Annotated in this window: 15 protein-coding genes, 1 tRNA gene and 1 riboswitch; of the genes, 14 read left to right on the forward strand and 2 right to left on the reverse strand. The window is 63.7% G+C overall.

Annotation, left to right across the window (positions count from 1 at the left end; all coding sequences use genetic code 11):
* The first annotated feature begins 241 nt into the window (after positions 1–241).
* From C84B14_RS12185 to C84B14_RS12195, 3 genes are all read left to right on the forward strand, one after another.
* Positions 242–847 carry a rhomboid family intramembrane serine protease gene (locus tag C84B14_RS12185; protein ID WP_353224416.1) on the forward strand — a complete coding sequence of 202 codons (606 nt, stop codon included), beginning with the start codon at positions 242–244 and terminating at the stop codon, positions 845–847.
* Between the two features lie 136 nt (positions 848–983).
* Complete coding sequence (locus C84B14_RS12190) at positions 984–1,196, forward strand: hypothetical protein (protein ID WP_353224418.1); 213 nt, start codon at positions 984–986, stop codon at positions 1,194–1,196.
* Between the two features lie 64 nt (positions 1,197–1,260).
* A tRNA-Glu gene (locus C84B14_RS12195) sits at positions 1,261–1,336 on the forward strand.
* A gap of 10 nt (positions 1,337–1,346) precedes the next feature.
* Here C84B14_RS12195 and C84B14_RS12200 read toward each other — a convergent pair.
* Positions 1,347–2,759, reverse strand: coding sequence for a sensor domain-containing diguanylate cyclase (locus tag C84B14_RS12200; RefSeq protein ID WP_353224420.1), 1,413 nt, complete (start codon positions 2,757–2,759; stop codon positions 1,347–1,349).
* A 180-nt stretch (positions 2,760–2,939) separates the two neighbouring features.
* On the opposite strand from C84B14_RS12200, the gene C84B14_RS12205 reads away from it, so the two are divergent.
* Both C84B14_RS12205 and C84B14_RS12210 read left to right on the forward strand, forming a co-directional pair.
* Positions 2,940–4,397 (forward strand): NAD-dependent succinate-semialdehyde dehydrogenase, encoded by a 1,458-nt coding sequence (locus C84B14_RS12205; protein ID WP_353224422.1) that lies wholly within the window; start codon positions 2,940–2,942, stop codon positions 4,395–4,397.
* Positions 4,398–4,520: 123 nt separating this feature from the next.
* The gene (locus C84B14_RS12210; RefSeq protein WP_348767876.1) at positions 4,521–4,796 is read left to right on the forward strand and encodes a YrhK family protein; all 276 of its coding nucleotides are present in this window, start codon (positions 4,521–4,523) and stop codon (positions 4,794–4,796) included.
* Between the two features lie 471 nt (positions 4,797–5,267).
* On the opposite strand, the gene yccS is transcribed toward C84B14_RS12210, so the two are convergent.
* Positions 5,268–7,412: a YccS family putative transporter gene (gene yccS / locus C84B14_RS12215; RefSeq protein WP_353224424.1), complete on the reverse strand. Its 2,145-nt coding sequence runs from the start codon at positions 7,410–7,412 to the stop codon at positions 5,268–5,270.
* A gap of 234 nt (positions 7,413–7,646) precedes the next feature.
* Here yccS and C84B14_RS12220 point away from each other — a divergent pair, with 234 nt between their 5' ends.
* From C84B14_RS12220 to uca, 9 genes are all read left to right on the forward strand, one after another.
* Positions 7,647–8,375 carry a sulfite exporter TauE/SafE family protein gene (locus C84B14_RS12220; RefSeq protein WP_353224426.1) on the forward strand — a complete coding sequence of 243 codons (729 nt, stop codon included), beginning with the start codon at positions 7,647–7,649 and terminating at the stop codon, positions 8,373–8,375.
* Between the two features lie 396 nt (positions 8,376–8,771).
* Positions 8,772–10,880, forward strand: coding sequence for a carboxy terminal-processing peptidase (locus tag C84B14_RS12225; protein ID WP_353224428.1), 2,109 nt, complete (start codon positions 8,772–8,774; stop codon positions 10,878–10,880).
* A gap of 82 nt (positions 10,881–10,962) precedes the next feature.
* Positions 10,963–11,793 (forward strand): HAD family hydrolase, encoded by an 831-nt coding sequence (locus C84B14_RS12230; protein WP_353224430.1) that lies wholly within the window; start codon positions 10,963–10,965, stop codon positions 11,791–11,793.
* Between the two features lie 187 nt (positions 11,794–11,980).
* Positions 11,981–12,108, forward strand: a riboswitch (guanidine-I (ykkC/yxkD leader).
* A 60-nt stretch (positions 12,109–12,168) separates the two neighbouring features.
* Positions 12,169–13,218 (forward strand): putative urea ABC transporter substrate-binding protein, encoded by a 1,050-nt coding sequence (locus tag C84B14_RS12235; protein ID WP_353224432.1) that lies wholly within the window; start codon positions 12,169–12,171, stop codon positions 13,216–13,218.
* 68 nt (positions 13,219–13,286) lie between these two features.
* Complete coding sequence (locus C84B14_RS12240; RefSeq protein ID WP_353224434.1) at positions 13,287–14,111, forward strand: ABC transporter permease; 825 nt, start codon at positions 13,287–13,289, stop codon at positions 14,109–14,111.
* Positions 14,111–14,884 (forward strand): ABC transporter ATP-binding protein, encoded by a 774-nt coding sequence (locus tag C84B14_RS12245; RefSeq protein WP_353224436.1) that lies wholly within the window; start codon positions 14,111–14,113, stop codon positions 14,882–14,884. Before C84B14_RS12240 ends, C84B14_RS12245 begins: the two co-directional genes overlap by 1 nt.
* Complete coding sequence (locus tag C84B14_RS12250; protein WP_353224438.1) at positions 14,881–15,603, forward strand: urea amidolyase associated protein UAAP1; 723 nt, start codon at positions 14,881–14,883, stop codon at positions 15,601–15,603. The genes C84B14_RS12245 and C84B14_RS12250 overlap by 4 nt, the downstream gene beginning before the upstream one ends.
* Positions 15,604–15,629: 26 nt before the next feature.
* A complete protein-coding gene (locus C84B14_RS12255) occupies positions 15,630–16,268 on the forward strand; it encodes an urea amidolyase associated protein UAAP2 (protein ID WP_353224440.1) in 639 nt (212 codons plus the stop codon).
* 88 nt (positions 16,269–16,356) lie between these two features.
* Entirely contained in the window at positions 16,357–19,965 is a 3,609-nt protein-coding gene (gene uca, locus C84B14_RS12260; RefSeq protein ID WP_353224442.1) for an urea carboxylase, read from the forward strand.
* Positions 19,966–20,036 lie beyond the last annotated feature (71 nt).

The following is a 20,036-nucleotide window of genomic DNA, read 5'->3' on the forward strand; positions in this document are numbered from 1 at the left end:
AATCCTGCGCCATAGTCGATTTTCAGGGGCTCGCTTACGTGGAACAACGACGCGACGCTCGCGATGCCTTGTCGTGCCGCGGCTTGGCCGCCGATGCGCCGCCTTATCTTGTGACGACACGCCCTGGCTCAGCGACAGGCGATACGCTGTTTCGTCACCCGGCAGAAGGACAGCCCGGGTACCATGGGGGTTACCAGCGCCTGGCCCGGGCGCTTGCACGTTCTTTTCGGGAAAGGCTTCGATGATCGTCACGATTCTATTGATAGCGGTGACCTGCGCTGTCTCGTTTACCGCGTTCCAGAACCGCGACATGATGGAACGGCTGATCTTCTGGCCGCCGGCCGTCAATCGCGGCGAATACCAGCGCCTGATCACCCACGGTTTCATTCATGCCGATGGCCAGCATCTGCTGTTCAACATGATCACGCTGTTCTTCTTCGGCCGCGCGATCGAGGGGTTTTTCGAGCGCTACATAGGCGCCGCGGGGTTCGCGATCTTCTACCTCGTCGGCGTGGTGGTGGCGATCATCCCGAGCTATCTGCAGCATCGCAACGACAGCCGCTATCGCAGCCTCGGCGCCTCGGGCGCGGTGTCGGCGGTGTTGTTTGCCTATGTGCTGATCGCTCCCTGGTCGACCATCTACGTATTTTTCTTTCCCATTCCTGCGGTGGTCTATGCCGGTCTGTTCACGGCCTACGGTCTTTATGCCGGACGCATCGGTCACGATCACATCAACCACAGCGCGCACCTGTGGGGCGCGGGCTATGGCGTGCTGTTCTCGCTATGCATGGAACCCCGTCTCGCCGGTGTATTCCTCGGCAACCTGATGAAACCGTTCGCCGGCTAGGGTTGGGTTGGTCTTGCGTCGATGGCTGTTTCATCAAAGGGCCATGCGCGTATGCGCAAATCGTGTGCGCCACGACACCGACCGCCAGGCGACCCCTGCCAATGCATAGAGCCATGACAGGTCTTGCGATACTGCGATGAAGCTTCTCTTGGCATTACTGCTGTTTTCGTTTCTTGGCTGGCTGGCGGTACGCCTGCTCATCCTGCGCCTGCGCCGTCTGCGCGGCGAACCGATTCCGCAGAGCAAAGGCCCCCGCGCGGTCACGATCGTATGCTTCGCTCTGATCGCGATCTATGCGGTACTGCTGCTCTGGCGGCTTTATGCCGACGGGCTCAGCGCCGCCAATTGATCGCCGCAGGCAAAAAATCGCTTGAGCCGTGCGCGCCTGCCGCTATACTGTGCGGCCGATCGCTGCTCCCTTCGTCTAGCGGTCTAGGACGTCGCCCTCTCACGGCGAAAACACGAGTTCGAGTCTCGTAGGGAGCGCCATCTTCGGGCTTTAGCCGATTTCCACCCGATCCCTGCCCTTTGACCTCGCCAGATGGCGTGCGACATCGGCGCGATGCACGATGATCTGGGCGCTGTCTTCGCCCGCGGCTTCGATCACGCCGGCGCTCGCGGTCACTCGAGGCATCGAATCGGGGCCTGGCGGTTCGCGTAGTGCCTGTAGCAGGCGTTCGATCGTGACTCGGGCCTGTTCACAGGTGGTATCGGGTAACAGCAGCAGGAACTCGTCAGCGCCCCAGCGCCCGACGTGATCGCTTTCGCGCAGCGTGTCTCGGCAGATTGCGGCGATTCGTCGCAGCACGGTATCGCCCGTGCCCTGGCCATGGCGGGTATCGAGCGTGTCGAACTGGTCCACGGCGAGCAGCGCGACGCTCAACGCCTGTTCTGGTCGCTCCGGTCGGCGCTCAAGCGCGTCGTTCAGCCGGCGGATCATTCCCGCGCGATCGTCCAGACCGGTCAGTTCGTCCCGCGATTCGCCGTGGGCCAGCCGCGCCCGGGCCCGCTGGAGCCCACCGATACCGTTCTCGATCGCTATTTCCTCGCCCACGCAGCGGGCGAAAGTGACCATGAGATCAAGGTCCGCCCGGCTGAACAACCCGTCCGCGTCGCGACCGGCAAACCAGATCGTGCCCTGTGCCTGATCGCCGGTTCGCACGGGACAGCCGATATAGCAACCCAGCTCGATCAGCCCGCCGTAATTGCGCACCGCCACGCGTTCGCAGCTGAGCCCGTCACGACGAAACACCGCGTTCTGCGCCAACGTATGATCGCAATAGGTGTCGCCTCGCTTGAAGATCTGTCCCACCTGCAGATCACGCCCCGGGCCCACCGCGGCGGCGACCACCAGTTCTTCGCCATCCGGTTCGCTGATGGCCCCGTACTCCAGACCGAAGTGCTGGCAGCCGAATTCCAGCAGCGCCTGCCGGCGCGCCTCGTAGGTCAGTGCCGGATCGAACACGGTACGTCGCAGCGCGTGCAGAACCTGGGACGGGCCGGACCAGTCCTTCACTTCGTAGACCAGCTCGAGATAGACCATGCCACCGTCGCGTGGATCGCGAAGCGTGGCCAGCAGGGTCTGGCTGGCGAAGATCGAACCATCGCAACGACGGCGGGGCCAAAGCGAACGACGGTAGCCCTGCCCCGTATCCGCATCGGTCTGCCAGGTAGCGGCAGACGGGTCCTGCGCCGCCGCAGAATAGAACTCGCTGGCCTTGTGGCCCAGCATGTCGTTTTCGCGACAACCGAACAGCGCCAACGCGGCGGCGTTGACGAAACAGATGCGCCGGCTTTCGTCGGCACATAGAACCGCATACTCGACGCCGGCGAAAAGCTCGGTCAGCGTTGTCTCTAGAGAATTCGCGGCTTCTTCGCCTGCGTGCGGCCCGGGGGGCCGTGGTTCGTGCATGTCGTGACTCGCGATGATCTGATCCTGCGAATCGGTCGTTCACAGGTTGATCATAGTACCCGTGCCGCGGCCGCTGATCGAATGCCGCGCGCCTGCCATGGACGAACCCGCCCCGCACGGTTGACACCGACGGCTTGCGCCCCAAGTTCGAGGCCATCGCAAGCACATCGAGGCAAAGCCATGACGGATAGCCAAACCGAACTCTTTCGCGAGCACGCCTATGTAGGCGGCCGCTGGATCGATGCCGCCGACCAGGCGCGGCGGGCGGTGGACAATCCGGCCAACGGCGAAACCATAGGCCATATCCCCGATCTCGAGCCGAACCGCCTGCAGGGCGCCATCGACGCCGCCGATGCGGCCTTCACACGTTGGCGCGAAACGCCGGTGACGACCCGCGCCGACAAGCTGCTGGCCTGGTACGACGGCATGCAGCAAAACCGCGAAGCCCTGGCCCAGCTGATGACCCGCGAACAGGGCAAGCCGATCGCCGAAGCGCGCGGCGAAGTCGATTATGCGGCCAGCTTCATTCGTTGGTTTGCCGAAGAAGGCCGGCGCAGCAACGGCGTGAATATCCCGGCCGAGAACGCGGACATGGCGCTGGGAACGGTCGAGGAACCGGTCGGCGTGGTGGGCGTGATTACGCCGTGGAACTTCCCGCTGGCAATGATCACCCGCAAGGCCGCTGCAGCCCTGGCGGCCGGCTGCAGCGTGGTGGTCAAACCGGCCAGCGAGACGCCGTTCTCGGCCCTCGCACTGGCTGCGCTGGCCGAACAGGCCGGCCTCGACGACGGCCAGTTCAACGTGGTGACCGGCGACGCCGAGCGCGTTTCGAAAGCACTGTGCGACGACCCGCGCGTGCGTGCGCTGTCGTTCACCGGCTCCACGCCGATCGGACGCCAGCTGTTGCGCGACGGTGCGGCCACAGTCAAGCGCATGTCGATGGAGCTCGGCGGCAACGCACCTTTCATCGTCTGCGAAGACGCGGATCTGGACAGCGCGGTGGACTCGGCCATTGCCGCGAAATTTCAGACCAGCGGACAGGACTGCGTGGCCGCCAACCGTCTATTCGTGCACCGCGATCTTTACGACGCGTTCGTGGATCGTTTTGTCGAACGCATGAACGCGATGACGGTCGGCAACGGCGCCGACGAAGCCAGCGAGATCGGACCGCTCATCCACGAGCGCGCGGTGGAAAAGGCACAGGCTCTGGCCGACGAGGCCGAAAGCCAGGGTGCCCGGGTATTCGGTCGTGCCCAGGCCAAAGCGCCCGGCCCGCGCTATTTCATGCCGACACTGCTCGCCGACATCACGCCCGACATGCGCATCTTCTCCGAAGAAGCGTTCGCGCCGTTGGCGGCCGTGTGTGCCTTCGATGACGACGACGACGTAATCGCCCAAGCCAACGATACCGAGTATGGCCTGGCGGCCTACGTGCATACGCATTCGGACGCCCGAATTCGCAAATTCATGCGCGCGCTCGACTACGGCATGGTGGGCGTTAACACCATGGATATCACCGGTCCGCACGTGCCGTTCGGCGGCATGAAGCAATCCGGCCTGGGCCGCGAAGGCGCACATGCCGGCATGCAGGAATACCTGGAAACCAAGTATTACTGTCTGGGTGGCGTGCCGGTCTGAGCGTCCCGCGCCGGGCCCGTGCACCGCTGCGGCGCGCCGCGACGCTGGTGAGCGCCTGCACAGTTCGGCTATGTTCTCGCGCAACCACGCGATCCAAGCCGCCCATTAACGAGGAACCGATTCATGGCCGCCATGTTCGAACCCAAACACGCCGCCACTCACCAAGAACGTCGGGTCTACGGCCGTTACGAAAAGCTCTATACGCTCAACGATTTTCTGGCCGCGCTGTATTTCCTGGTCGGTTCGGTGATGTTCTTCTACGAAAGCCTGATGGTCGCGGCGACCTGGTGTTTCACCATCGGCTCGGTGCATTTTCTGCTGCGGCCGACCATCAAGGTTGCGCGCGAGTTTCATATCGCCCAGCTGCCGCTGCCCGGCGACGACGACCGCCGCGATTAGGGCCTGTTAACGCGAAGGAGCCGCTGATCTATTCATCCACGGTCGCGCCGGTGTCTTTTGCGCGCGTCTGATCAGACGCCGCGGGCGCCGTTTGCTGAATGCAAATAAGCGAGCGGCAACGCCGCTCAGGCGCGCGCAAAAGCCCGGCCGCTAAGCGGTTTGGCCCAAAAGGCCGCGCTACGGCGTTGCATGGCTGGATCATAGAGTGGCTATGACGCGGCGCCATGCGCCTTGTATCGCGGCCTTTTGGAACTCAAACGCGACCGTGGATGAATAGATCAGAGGTTCCCTAATCCGGCATCAAGACGGCTGACTGCGGCAGCGTTTTCAACGCCGCGCAACAATAAACGCCGACACCTGTAGTCGGTCCTCGCCCTGGCTTCACGAGCGTTTGCCGTGGCGCGCCTGCTTTCGCACACGGGCGGTATCAGGCCGAAAAATCAGCTATTGAATATCTGTTCCAGGTCCGGGTTAATACCGCACCAGGGCCTGCCCCACGCGCCGCAGCCGCGGCAGTTCGTCGAGCAGCTGGGCGAGCTGGCCGCGGATCAGGCGCTGGGGCTCGCTTTCGCCCAGCGGCATGGCCATGAGCGCTTCGCGCAGGCTTTGCTCGTATTCGCTGTCCACGGGCATGGGTTCACCGCGCACGAGTGCATGCCCGGCTTCTTGCAGCGTATCGGCGATATAGGAGGCCACCTGTTCGAGCAGCGTATTGCCGGCATGGGCGGACAGCACCTGCCGGTGTGCGCCCAGCGTGGACAGATGCGCGATCAGCGTCTGCGCACTGGCCAGCACGGCCAACGCCTGTTTGCTGTCGGCACGCGCGCCGTGCGGATCCTTGAGCGCGGACGATACATGGGTGCTTACGGATGCATCCGCGTTATGCGCATCCCGACGGGCGATGCGATAGTCGAGATCGTCGCGTTTGCCATGGCGATACTGAACGAAGATCGCGCGCAGATAGCGGCCGTTGGCAGCCAGTGCATCGGCCAGCCGCTGGTGCAGTTCGCGCGAACGCCAATCCGGCAACACCAGCCGCATGGCCGCAAATGCGATCGCGCCGCCGATAAGGGTATCCAGCAGACGCGGCATGATCAGGTCGAAGCCGTTGCCGACCTGGTTGAACGCGAGCAGCACGAGCACGCTGATGGCCGCCGCAGCGACGACATAACGTCGAAACCGGGTGGCGAAAAACGTAACCCCCGCTGCGACTGTAAGCAGCAGCTGGATTTCGCTTCCCGGAAACAGCTTGAGCAGCGCCCAGCCCACGATCAGGCCAAGCGCCGTGCCGCCCACCCGCTGGATCGCGCGTTTTCGAGTCGCGCCATAGTCGGGCTGGCACACCAGCATCACGGTCAACAGAATCCAGTAGCCCTGCTCCGGGTGCACGATCTTGAGCACCGCATAACCCACCAGCATCGCCAGCCCCAGTCGCAGGCCGTGGCGAAAACGCGCCGAGGCCGGCGTGAGCTCAACCGCCGCGCGGCGTAGTCCCTCGCCGAAACTGGCCGGGGCCGGATTCTGAAGACGTCCTTCGTCGACCTGCCCGGCCGGTGCCTTGGCGGTTGCGACACGCTCGGCCAGCGAATCGAGATTGTCGGCCAGTTCCTCAACCACGGTCAGCAGCTCGCGCCCGGGCGCGTTTTCACGCTCGCGCTGATAGGCAAGCGCCGCATCGAATTCGTGGCGCGCCGTATTCACCGCCGTAAATCCAAGGCTGTTCTGATAGCGCAGCCCGGCGGCACGCTGGCGACAGGCCCCGGCCACGGCCGTGACCAGCCGCTGTGCGCGAAACATCAGGTCGCTGTGAAAGAAGGCGTGGGTCAACCTTGAATAGGGATGATGCGATGAGGCCGCGCGTTCGTGAATATCCTGGGCGGCCAGGTACAGGCGCAGGTTTTCGTTCATGGCCGAGCGCGAGCGGCGGCCGTCGAGCCGGTCGATGAGTGCAAGCCGGGCCTCGTTGAGCGCGGCCACCACGGCTGCGTTGGCATGGGCCAGCGCATTGCGACAGGCCACGATATCCACGCCGCGGCTGGGCTCGAACAGGCGTGCCTTGCAGTCCAGATAATCGCCGAGCGCGTCGTAGAGCCTTGCCAGAGCATGGCGTACCGGCCGATGCACGAACACCGCGTTCCATGCCAGCGACAGCAGCCCGTACCAGCCGGCACCGGCCACCAACAGCGCCGGCTGATACCAGAAGGCATCGGTCACGGGATGCTGGTCGCGCCCGATCATGCCGTAGACGGCCAGCAGCAGCGTGGCATTGCTGATGGTTGCATAGCGCGGGCTGGCGGCTCCCATCATCACAAGCACGAACGGGCCCAGCGCAAGGGCGACGCCGAATACCAGGGTACGCTCGAACAGCAGCTGGACCAGCAGCGCGGCCAGCGCAAAGCACAGCAACGTCACCGCAAGGGCCGTCGCGCGCCGCCGCCAGCTGTCGTCGGTTTCCGCGATCGCGGCCGCGATCACGCCAAGCATGAGCGGAATCAGCTCGCGAACGTTATCGCCCAGCCCGGCATAGAGCATGACGCCGGCGAGCGCGGCGAACACGCGCAGCGCATCGGCAAAGCGCTCGAAGGCAAGCAGGTATTGGAGACGGTGCCAACGCAATCCGAAGATCCCGGCGGAAATTCAACCGTCGTATTCTAGACGGTCGCAGCACGGCTACGCTGACCATCGAACACGGTTGCGTGCCAAGCGTGCCCTGCGCGCCCGGCAGGCAGGCAACGTGAATGTGACAGGTCGGGGACGACGCACGCGCGGCAAACGTATACCCTGCCACGCGCCGCGCCCGCTGGTGGCGCAGATCACGGCCGGCGTTGCCGGCAGCCGACCGGGAAGACCGTGCAGATTCTGTTATTCAACCTCGCTGCGTTCGCCGGTGCCTGTGCCCAGGGCATGACCGGCTTTGGCTCGGGCACGCTCACCGCCTCGCTGCTGGTGATGCTGTTTCCGTTTCGCGATGTGGTCGCGACCGTGGCCATGCTGGTACTCGTGCCCAACCTGATGCTCCTGTGGCTGACCCGCCACGAAATGGACTGGCACCGCGGCCCGGTGGCCGCGCTCGGCCTGTCCCTGGGCATTGTCGTGGGTGGCCAGCTGCTGGCGATTCTGCCGGCCGAGCTGCTGCGCCGCGGGCTGGGCATGGCAATACTGGTATACGTCGGCCTCATGCTCTGGCGCACGCCGACGCCCGAACAGGCACCGCCGCGCTCGGTTCGCGAAGGCGGCTTTCTGTTCGGCAGCGGCGCGGCAGCCGGCGTGGTCGTGGGGGCGGTGGGCGTCTCGCCGATCCCGCTTTTGATCTACGTGAGCCTGCGCTATCCCAAGCAGATCGCGCGTTCGGTGCTTACGCTCGCGTTTTTCTGCGGCACCATCACCCAGAACATCGTTTACTACCATCTCGGCCTGCTCACCGGCGAGCTGGCGCTCATGGCGCTGTTGACGGTGCCGGGCATCGCGCTGGGACTATTGGTCGGCAACCGGCTGCACTACCGAATCAACCAAAAGACCTTTGCACGAGCGCTGGCCCTCATTCTGTTGTTGCCGGCACTGCGCCTGGTCTGGGGTTGATCGGGCCCTCGGCGTGGTCCATGCCGATCCGAACGCATACGGGCATTGCGCCCCACCCATGCCCACGGGCATGATTCGAACGGTGAAATATCGGTTATTGCCGTGTGTTTACGTGAACGAACCCCGTTATTCACGGGCGAAGCGGTCACCCACGCCACAAAAACGATTTGCGATCGTAAATCATCTGTTCGGCAGGCACCGATGCTGACGTAATGACGGCCCGCGCGTCCCGTACTTGGTGCCGGTCGTCGAGAATAATTCGTGTATCGTGAACGTGATACGCCATAATAGGGACAATGGCGATAACTGTTTAAGCCTGCGGCCGCTTCGGTGGTCGCCTCGGGCGCCGAGGCGGCGGATCATGGCCCCGGCTTCGGCCAATCAATGAGTTCCTTCATGCGCAAGCTTGCCCTGCTGATTCTAATTGCCTTGTTCGTGTTCGCGCAGAGCGGCTGCGCGGCCGATTCGCCCGCGGATCCGGAGCCGGTACCCGACGCCGGTGGCGGCACCGCCGAAGGCTATTCGCCGCTGGTACCCGACGATAACCAGGCCAAGATCGACCGCGAAATCGTCAAGCAGCTACAGCAGAACCATTACAACAAGGTCGAACTCAACGACGAATTTTCCGAGAAGTTCTTCAACGCCTATCTCGACGAGCTCGACGGCACCCGCGGCGTATTCCTGCAATCGGATATCGATCGGCTGCGCGACAAGTACGAGCACGCGCTCGACGACGAGCTCAAGCAAGGCCAGACACGCGCAGCCTTCGATATCTACAACACATATCAAAAACGGCGTATTCAGATCGACCAGTGGGCCCTGGAGCGTATTTCCCAGGGTATCGACAGCTTCGACATCAGCGATGACGAGAGCTTCGATATCGACCGCGAGAACGCCCCCTGGCCGGCCAACGCAGCCGCGCGTGAAGCGCTTTGGACCCAGCAGCTCGAGAACCAGCTGATCAACCTCAAGCTCAACGATCTCGACGAAGCCGAAGTGGAAAAACGCCTGACGCAGCGTTACTCCAACGAACTCAAGCAGCTGCGCCAGACCGAGCCGATGGATGCGTTCTCGGCCTATATGGACGCTTATACCCACAGCTACGACCCGCACACCGACTATTTCTCGCCGCGGCGCTCGGAAGATTTCAATATCGACATGAATCTGCAGCTGCAGGGCATCGGTGCCGAGCTGCGCTCCAAGAACGGCTATGCCGAGCTGGTACGCCTGATCCCGGGCGGGCCGGCGGCGAAATCCGGCAAGCTCAAGCCCACCGACCAGATCATCGCCGTGGGCCAGGGCGAAGACGGCGAGTTCACCGACGTGGTGGGTATGCGCCTGGACGAAACGGTACAGCTCATCCGCGGCGAAAAAGGCAGCACCGTGCGCCTGCAGATCTCGTCGCAGGACGGCAGCCAGACCAAGACGGTGACGCTGGTACGCGACAAGATCGAGCTCAAGGATCAGGCCGCCCGCAAGCAGATCATCCAGCTCGAACGCGGCGGCCAGACCGTGGACGTGGGGCTGATTACTCTGCCCTCTTTCTACAACGGCACCGCCAAGGACGTGAAGAACCTGGTGGTCGAGCTCAAGAAGAACAAAGACCTTGCCGGCATCGTACTCGACCTGCGCAACAACGGCGGCGGCGCGCTCGGCGAGGCCATGAAGCTGACCGGCCTGTTCATGAATTCGGTGCCCGTGGTGCAGATTCGCGATGCCGACGGCAACGTACAGGTGCTGGGCGATCGCAACGACGGCCCGATTTACGATGGGCCGCTGGCGGTGATGGTCAATCGCCTGTCCGCGTCGGCCTCCGAGATCGTGGCCGGCGCCCTGCAGGACTACGGCCGCGCGATCGTGCTGGGCGGTCAGACCTTCGGCAAGGGCACGGTACAAACGCTGATGCCGCTCTCGGAAGGTCAGATCAAGCTGACCCAGGCCAAGTTCTATCGGGTGACCGGTGAATCCACCCAGGATCGTGGCGTGACCCCGGATCTGACTTTCCCGGCCGCTATCGACCCCAGCAAGATCGGCGAAAGCGCGCTGCCCAACGCCCTGCCCTGGGATCGCATCAAGCCGACCACCTACCCGTATTCGGACGAGATCGTGCAGCTGCTCGACACCCTGGAACGCGGGCATAAGATGCGCGTGAATAAAGACCCGGACTACGAGTACCGCGTCGACCGTATCCGCCTGGCCCGCCAGCAGAGCGAAAAGACCCGCGTGTCGCTAAACCTCGAAGAGCGTCGCGCGGAGCAGAAAGCGCTTAAACAGCAGAGCCTGCGGCTCGCCAATACCCACCGCAAAGCGACCGGCGAAGAACCCTTCGAAGACTACGCCGCGTTCGAGAAGAGCGAAGAAGGCGAGGACCCGCAGGAACAGGAGCTCACCGGCCAGTCCCGCGACAAGGATGAAATCGACGCGTACCAGACCGAAAGCGCGCGGATTCTGCTCGACCTGGTTGAAGCTTTCATTCGCGAAAAACAGCAGGCCGACGCGGCTTGAATCCATTTCACGGTATCCGCGCTGACCGCCAGGGCCGCCCAATGCATGGCCTGAGCGGCCCGGCCCCTTGGGCGGTGCATGCATGAGCATCCTGCAGCTACCCACCGGCGACCCCTGCGTGATCCTGATCGACTGGCATGCGACGCTCGTGGATACCCACGACGCCATGTATCACGCGGTCGACGATGTGCTGCCGCGTCTGGATGAGCTGGGCCTGCTCGAACACCTGCTCGCCCCGGATCAGTCGAAGACGATCGAGGACGCCAAGCTGGTGAAGTACGTGCGCGATAATCGCGCGCTGCATCCGCGCATCGTCGCGGAACGCAAGATCTCTCGAACCGACATATTCGAGGTGCTGTTCGGCGACAATCCGGACGCCAAGCAGCGCGCCCACGGTGCCTTCGACGAATCGTATCGCAAGTATGTGGGCGAAGTCACGCCGCTGGAGCCCGATACGCGTGCCAACCTGCAGGCCCTTCGCGACCTGGATATCACCCTTGGGCTGATCTCCAACCGTAACCGCGAGTTCATGAACCACGAACTGGCGATCGTGGATGGCAGCGGCTGGGCCGATCTGTTCGATGCCATGACCTGCGGCAACGACGTGCCGCACCGCAAGCCGCACCCCGATCTGCTGCTCAAGGCTCTTGACCAGCTCGGCCGAGACGCCGGCGAGCACGTCTGGTACGTGGGCGATTCCACCACCGACGTCATCGCCGCCAAACGCGCCGGCGTGACCGCGGTGTTCTATAACGGCGCCGGCTGGGATCAGGAATGGATCGACAAGATCTTCCCCGGCACCGTGCGTCACCCGCACCGGCCGGATGCCGTGGTCGACCATCTCGGCGAACTGGTCGATCTGGCCCGGCATATGCGCGCACAGCACCTGCGCGTCGAACGCTCCAGAGACTGACGCGCTTTTATTGCGCCCCGTTCTGGTGCAAACCGTGGCAATCCGCCACGCTGAGTTCTACAACACGCGCCGCTCCCCTCCAACCCCCTGATTACGCTGACCGCGGCCGACCTGGCAAGGTTCCTGCATTGATGTTGGCAACGAGTTAATCGGGTATCGGCAGCATTGGCTGCCCCACAATCAGTTTCCAATAGACGGCTAGGGTTCCGGTCGACGCAACAGACACGCGCCGATGACTGGTCCGAGAGCAGTCGACCTGCAACACCGACCACGCGATCGGGGCAGGTTACACGGCGGGATAAAAGCCCGGGAGGTCACCCAGCAGTTTCTCTGCGTCCGGTACCCCCGTGTCATTCGCCGAAGTTGGAGACCGCCATGCCCCGTACGTCCCGTCTTGTTTCATCGCTTGCCATTGCCGCTTGTGCCTTCATGCCGCTCGGCGTGGCCCAGGCGAAGGACAACTTCCGCGTTTGCTGGTCGATCTATGCCGGCTGGATGCCCTGGAGCTATGCCGAGAGCTCCGGAATCATGGACAAATGGGCCGACAAGTACGACATCTCTGTCGATCTGGTTCAGATCAACGACTATATCGAGTCGGTGAATCAGTACACCTCGGGCAATATGGATGGCTGTGCGATCACCAACATGGATACGCTCACCATCCCGGCGGCTTCCGGCGTGGATTCCACTGCACTGATCGTCAACGATTATTCCGACGGCAACGACGGCATCATCCTCAAGAACGCCGATTCGCTGAAGGACATCGAAGGCCGCCAGGTCAATCTGGTGCAGTTCAGCGTGTCGCACTACTTCCTGGCCCGGGCGCTGGAATCGGTCGGCCTGTCCGAACGCGACATCAATACGGTCAACACCACGGATGCCGACATGGTTGGCATTTACGCCAACGACGATGTCGACGCCGTGGTGACCTGGAACCCGCAGCTGCAGGCTATCGATGCCATGCCCAACAGCAGCCTGGTCTACACCTCGGCCGAGATTCCGCGCGAGATCCTGGACATGCTGGTGGTGAACACCCAAACGCTCGAGGACAACCCGAACTTCGGCAAGGCGATGGTCGGTGCCTGGTATGAAGTGATGCAGCATATCGCCGACGGCGACGAAGACGCGCTTGCCGCCATGGCCGAAGCGGCCGGCACCGACGTGGCCGGCTACAAGCAGCAGCTTGGAGCCACGCATCTCTATACCGATCCGAACGCGGCGGCCGAGCTCATGAACAGCGCCGAGCTGCTGGACACCATGCAGCGTATCGCCGAGTTCAGCTTCGACCACGGGCTGCTGGGCCCGGCCGCGCCCGGGCCGGATTTCGTCGGCATCGAGTCGCCCGCGGGCACCTACGGCAACGAGTCGAACGTGATGATGCGCTTCGACCCGAGCTTTACCGAAGACTACGCCGAGTCGCGCTGAGCCCTTTGCCCACGCGGCGTCCGTAAACGCGGGCGCCGCCGTTCCGGCCTCACCCAAGGACTGACTCCATGAAGCGCTTGATCAACCTCAAGCCGGCGCGCCCGGCGCGCGTCGCCCTCGCGCTGCTCCCGTTTTTGCTGATCGCCTTTGTTTATCTGAGCGCGTCCAGCGCACGGCTGGCCGAAAACCCCAACGATCGCCTGCTGCCCTCGCCGGCCAAGATGGCCGATACCATGCAGGGTCTGGCCACCGAACCCAACGTGCGCACCGGCAGCATTCCGCTGTGGGCCGATACCGCAGCGAGCCTGAAGCGCCTGGGCATCGGCGTCGGTATCAGCGCCTTCGCGGCCCTGGTGTTCGGCCTGCTGAGCGGCGGGCTGCCGTTGTTTCGTGCGCCGTTCTCGCCGTTGATCACCGTGGTGTCGCTGATTCCACCGCTGGCGGTACTGCCGATTCTGTTCATCGTGTTCGGTACCGGCGAGCTGGCCAAGGTGGTGCTGATCATCGTCGGCATCACCCCGTTTCTGATTCGCGATCTCACCGGCGAGGCGCTGCGCCTGCCCGAAGAGCAGCGCATCAAGGCACAGACGCTGGGGGCCAATTCCTGGCAGGTGATGCTGCGCGTGCTGCTGCCCCAGCTCACCCCTAGGCTGATATCCGCCACCCGGCTGGCCCTGGGCAGCGCATGGCTGTTTTTGATCGCCGCCGAAGCGATCGCCGCCCAGGACGGCCTGGGCTATCGCATCTTTCTGGTGCGCCGCTATCTGTCCATGGACGTGATCCTGCCCTATGTGGCCTGGATCACCCTGCTGGCGTTCATCATCGACCAGGCCCTGCTGTGGATCTCACGCCTGTCGTTTCCCTGGTATCACGTCGACGAGGGCAAATCCTGATGAGTCTCGTTCAAGCCAAAGGGCTGGAAAAACACTACGGCGACGACGTCGTGCTGGAACGGCTGAATTTCAGCGTCGAGCCGGGCGAATTCGTGACCATCGTCGGCGCCTCGGGCTGTGGCAAGACCACATTCCTTAAGATGATGTTGGGCACCGAGTCCATCACCAAGGGCCAGCTGCTGGTCGACGACAAGCCCATTCCGGGCGAACCCGGCCCCGATCGGGGCGTGGTGTTCCAGCGCTATTCGGTGTTTCCGCATCTCACCGTGCTCGGCAACACCATCATTGCCGAAGAACTGTCGCGCTCGCGGATGTTCGGCAAGTTGTTCGGCCCCGGCCGGCGCAAAGCCCGTGACGTCGCCATGGAACGGCTCACCCAGGTGGGCCTGCAGCATGCGCTCGACAAGTATCCGCACGAACTGTCCGGCGGCATGCAGCAGCGTCTGGCCATTGCCCAGGCGCTGATGATGAAACCGCGCATCCTGCTGCTCGACGAGCCGTTCGGCGCGCTCGATCCGGGTATTCGCCAGGACATGCACGAACTCGTCGGCAAGCTCTGGCGCGAGCAGAAGCTCACCATCTTCATGATCACCCACGACATCGAAGAAGCCTTCGCGCTGGGTACGCGCGTGTGGGTTTTCGACAAGTGGCGTGACGACCCACAGGCGCCGCAGGCGTACGGCGCCACCATCACCTACGACCTGGACGTGGAACGCAACCGCGAGGACGCGCCTTCCCAGGCCAAGCAAATCCAGGAGGACATGCACGCATGAGCAACCCCGCCTATACCACCCATCTGCCCGGCGGCCAGCACTGGTCCCTGCGCCTGCGCCGTGGCACCACCATGACCCTCACCGCGAGCAAGCCCGATAGCAATGTCGGCATGCTCATGTACAACCCGGAAAACCTGCTCGAGCGTTTGAACCTGCCCGACAGCCTGAAGTGTCAGCACACCTTCAAGCTCACCCGCGGCAACTGCCTGTATTCCGACATGGGCCGCATCTTCGCCTCCATCGTCGAGGACGATCTGGGCTGGCACGACGCCGTCGGCGGCAATCTGCATGAGCGTCACCTCATCGAAAAGGGCTGGCAGCCGGTGAGCTTTCAGTCCGCGCTCAACGACCGCACCCAGACCGGCCACGACAGCTTTCTGATCGAGCTGGCGAAGTATGGCCTGGGCAAGCGGGATCTGGCCGCCAACCTGAATCTGTTTTCCAAGGTCGTGGCCGACGACGACGGCAACCTGTCGTTCGTGCCCGGCCACTGCAAGGCCGGCGATTCGGTGACGCTGCGTTTCGAGATGGACACGCTGGTGGCCCTGCATACCTGCCCCCACCCGCTCGATCCGGCCGCCGAATACCCCAAGCGCGGCGTGGATATCGCACTCGGCGAAGCCGCCCCCGTGGCCGCCGACGATGTCTGCCTGACCCACTGCGACGAAAACGCCCGCGGCTTCGAGAACAACCGCCTGTACTACCTCGGCGCGGCCTGAAGCCGACGATACGACAAGGAGCACTTATGACCATCGCAAGCCAGCAACGCGAAGAAAACGCCGTCTTTCGCCAGCTCATCGATGCCGGCGACCATTACATCGGCACGGTGAAAGCCGGGCAGACGCTTCGTATCGTCGACGTCGAAGGCAACGAAGCGGCCGACACCCTGTTCTTCAATGCAAACGATCCGTCCGAGCGCTATAGCGCCGTGGATACGGTGCGCGAACAGGGCAAGGTCTATCTGACCACCGGCAGCGAACTGCGCTCGAACCTCAACAACGTCATGCTGACCATCAGCGCCGATACCTGCGGCCGTCACGACACCCTCGGTGGCGCCTGTGCCAGCGAATCCAACACCGTGCGCTACGACCTGGAAAAGCGGCATATGCATTCCTGTCGCGACAACTGGATGCTGGCGATCGCCAACTATCCCGAGTACGGCATCACCAAGCGCGACATTGCCCACAACATCAATTTCTTCATGAACGTGCCGGTCACCGCCAACGGCGAGCTGTACTTCGACGACGGCATTTCCGGGCCCGGCAAGTATGTGGAAATGGTCGCCGAAATGGATGTGGTCGTACTCATTTCCAACTGCCCGCAGCTCAACAACCCCTGCAGCGGCTTCAACCCGACGCCGCTGGAAGTGCTGGTCTGGGATTGATCGGCCGGGCCCAGTAGGGACGGCGTCGGGACGACCCGCGCCGCTGATGACAACCCGCGGGACGGCCCGCCGTTGAAGGCATGACCCTATGTTTTCCAAAGTCCTGATCGCCAACCGTGGCGCTATCGCCCGTCGTATCCAACGCAGTCTCAAGGCCCTCGGCGTCGCATCGGTCGCCGTGTATGCCGAAACCGACCGCGATGCGCTGTTCGTCCAGGAAGCCGACGAGGCGTTTTCCCTGGGCAGCGGCGGCGCGACCGACACCTATCTCGATCGCGATCGGCTGCTTGCCATTGCCGCCGAAACCGGCGCCGAGGCGGTTCACCCGGGGTACGGCTTTCTCTCCGAAAACGAAGACTTCATCGCCGCCTGCGAAGCCGCAGGGCTGGTCTTTCTGGGCCCCACCGCCAAACAGGTCCATGCGTTCGGTCTCAAACACGAAGCACGCAAGATCGCCGAGAACGCGAATGTGCCGCTCGTGCCGGGCTCCGGCCTGCTCGACGATGTCGAACAGGCCCAGTCTGAAGCCGAGCGTATCGGCTATCCCGTGATGCTCAAATCCACCGCGGGAGGCGGCGGTATCGGCATGCAGGTATGCGAAACCGAGGCCGAACTGGCCCGCGCCTTCGACTCCGTACGTGGCCTGGGCCAGCGCAACTTCGGCGATGCCGGCGTGTTCGTGGAAGCCTATATCGCCAAGGCTCGTCATCTGGAAGTCCAGATTTTTGGTGACGGCAACGGCAAGGTGGCCGCCATTGGCGAGCGCGACTGTTCTACCCAGCGGCGCAACCAGAAAGTGCTGGAGGAATGCCCGGCTCCCGCCCTGCCCGAGACCGTACGCACGGCCCTGCTCGACACGGCCGTACGCCTGGGCGAAGCCGTGAATTACCGCAGCGCCGGCACGGTGGAATTCATCTACGACGCGACGCGCGAGGATTTCTTCTTCCTGGAGATGAACACGCGCCTGCAGGTCGAGCACGGCGTCACCGAAGAAGTCTACGGCGTGGATATCGTCGACTGGATGGTGCGCCTGGGTGCGGCCGAGCTGGGCGATCTCGACGCGCTCACGGCCGATCTCGCGCCCCGCGGTCATGCCATTCAGGCACGCCTCTATGCCGAAGATCCGCACCAGGATTTTCGCCCCAGCGCCGGGCTGCTCACCCAGGTCGAGTTCCCCGTGGGCGACGATCTGCGTATCGATCATTCCATCGAGGCCGGGCTGGAAATTTCGCCGCTGTTCGACCCGATGCTCGCCAAGGTGATCGTGCATGCGCCCGATCGCGACAGCGCACGCGCCCGGCTGGCCGAAACGCTGGAACACAGCGCGGTCTACGGTATCGAAACCAACCGCACCTGGCTGGCCCATGTGCTGCGCGATACGCGCTTTGCCGAGGCGGATATCCATACCCGCTGGCTGGCCGATCTCGAATGGGCGCCGCCGACCATCGAAGTGCTCGATGCCGGCACGATGACCACCATTCAGGACGTGCCCGGCCGTACCGGCCACTGGGACGTGGGCGTGCCGCCGTCGGGGCCGTTCGACGACTGGTCGTTCAAGCTCGGCAACCGCCTGCTCGACAACGCGCCTGACGCAGCCGGGCTGGAAATCACCCTCACCGGGCCGACCCTGCGCTTCAACCGGGCCACCCAGATCGTGATCGCCGGGGCGCCGATCGCGGCCACGCTTGCCGGCGAAGCCGTCGACAACTGGCAGGTGCTGGACGTGGCCGCTGGTGCCGAACTCAAGCTCGGCAAGATCGATGGCGGCGCGCGCTGCTATCTGCTTATTCGGGGCGGTATCGACTGCCCGGCCTATCTGGGCTCGCGTTCGACCTTCACCCTCGGCCAGTTCGGCGGCCATGCCGGGCGCGCGCTACGCAGCGGCGACGTGCTGCCACTGGCTGCGCTCGATGCCATCGAGGCCCGTGCCTTGCCGGCCGCGCTGCAACCTGAATACGGCACCCCGAATGAAAGCGGCCGCCACTGGCAGATCGCGGTGCTCTATGGCCCGCATGGTGCGCCCGATTTCTTTACCGAAGACGACGTCGACACCATTTTCGCCACCGACTGGGAGGTGCATTTCAACTCCAACCGCACCGGCGTGCGCCTGATCGGTCCTAGGCCCGAATGGGCGCGCGAGGACGGCGGCGAGGCCGGCCTGCACCCGTCCAATATCCACGACAACGCCTACGCCTTCGGCACCATCGATTTCACCGGCGATATGCCGGTCATCCTCGGCCCGGACGGCCCCTCGCTGGGTGGTTTCGTCTGCCCTGCCACCACGGTCCGTGCCGAGCGCTGGAAGCTCGGTCAGCTCACCGCGGGCGATACCGTACGCTTCGTACCGGTGTCTCTGGCCACCGCGCGCGCCATCGACGAGCGTCAGCAAACGGTGCTGGAAACGCTGGCCGAAACGCCGAAGCCGGCGTTCGCAGAAGATCGCGATAGCCCGATACTGCGCGAACTGGACGCCGAAACCGCGGGCGAGCGGCTGGTCTATCGCCGAGCGGGCGACGAATTCCTGCTGATCGAATTCGGCGAAATGCAGCTCGAGATCGCCCTGCGTTTTCGTGCCCATGCCTGGATGCTGTGGCTGCGCGAGCATCCGCTCGACGGCATGGCCGAACTCACGCCGGGCATACGCTCGCTGCAGATCCACTACGATCCGAACGTACTCGCGCTCGATACGCTGCTCGCGCATCTGGAAGGCGCCGAGCGCGAACTGCGCGATGTCGAAGATCTGACCATCGAATCGCGGGTCGTGCATCTGCCGCTGTCCTGGGACGATCCGGCCTGCCAGGAAGCCATCGACAAATATCAGCGCAGCGTGCGCCCGGATGCGCCCTGGTGCCCCAGCAACCTGGATTTCATCAAACGCATCAACGGCCTGGAAAGCCATCAGGATATCCGCGACATCCTGTTCAATGCGCGCTATCTGGTCATGGGGCTGGGCGATGTCTATCTCGGCGCGCCGGTGGCCACCCCGCTCGATCCACGCCAGCGTCTGGTGACGACGAAATACAACCCGGCCCGAACCTGGACGGCCGAAAACTCGGTGGGCATCGGCGGGGCCTATCTGTGCGTGTACGGCATGGAAGGCCCCGGCGGCTATCAGTTCGTGGGCCGTACGTTGCAGATGTGGAATCGCTACCGCGAAACCCGCCATTTCGAAAATCCGTGGCTGCTGCGTTTCTTCGACCAGCTGCGCTTCTATGAAGTCAGCCACGACGAGCTCACCGAGATCCGGCGCGAATTCATCCACGGGCGTTTCGACCTCAAGACCGAAACGGTCAAGTTTTCGCTGGCCGAGCATGAAGCCGAACTCGACCCGGTCCGCGACGAAATCGACGCCTTTCGGCAACAGCGCGAGCAGGCCTTCCAGGAGGAAATGGCGCGCTGGCGGGCCAACGGCCAATTCACCTTCGAGGATCACACGCCCGAAGTCAGCGAAACCGCCGAACTCGCCGCCAACGAAACCGGCGTCGACAGCCCGGTGTCCGGCAGCCTGTGGAAACTCCAGGTCGCCGAGGGCGATGCGGTCGAAGACGGCCAGGTCGTCGCGCTCGTCGAATCCATGAAGATGGAAGTCGAGATCGTCGCCCGCCAGGCCGGGCACGTTGCGCGGCTGCCCATCGCCGAAGGCGGGGCTGTGGCTGCGGGGCAGCCGGTGGTGATTATTGATACGGGCGATGCTTGATCGCTTAAGTCATGCGTCCGCAGTTAAACGCCAATAGAACCCGCAGCATGGATGGCGTCGCGTTTTTCATC

The sequence above is a fragment of the Salinisphaera sp. C84B14 genome (genome assembly GCF_040361435.1).
Lineage (GTDB): Bacteria > Pseudomonadota > Gammaproteobacteria > Nevskiales > Salinisphaeraceae > Salinisphaera.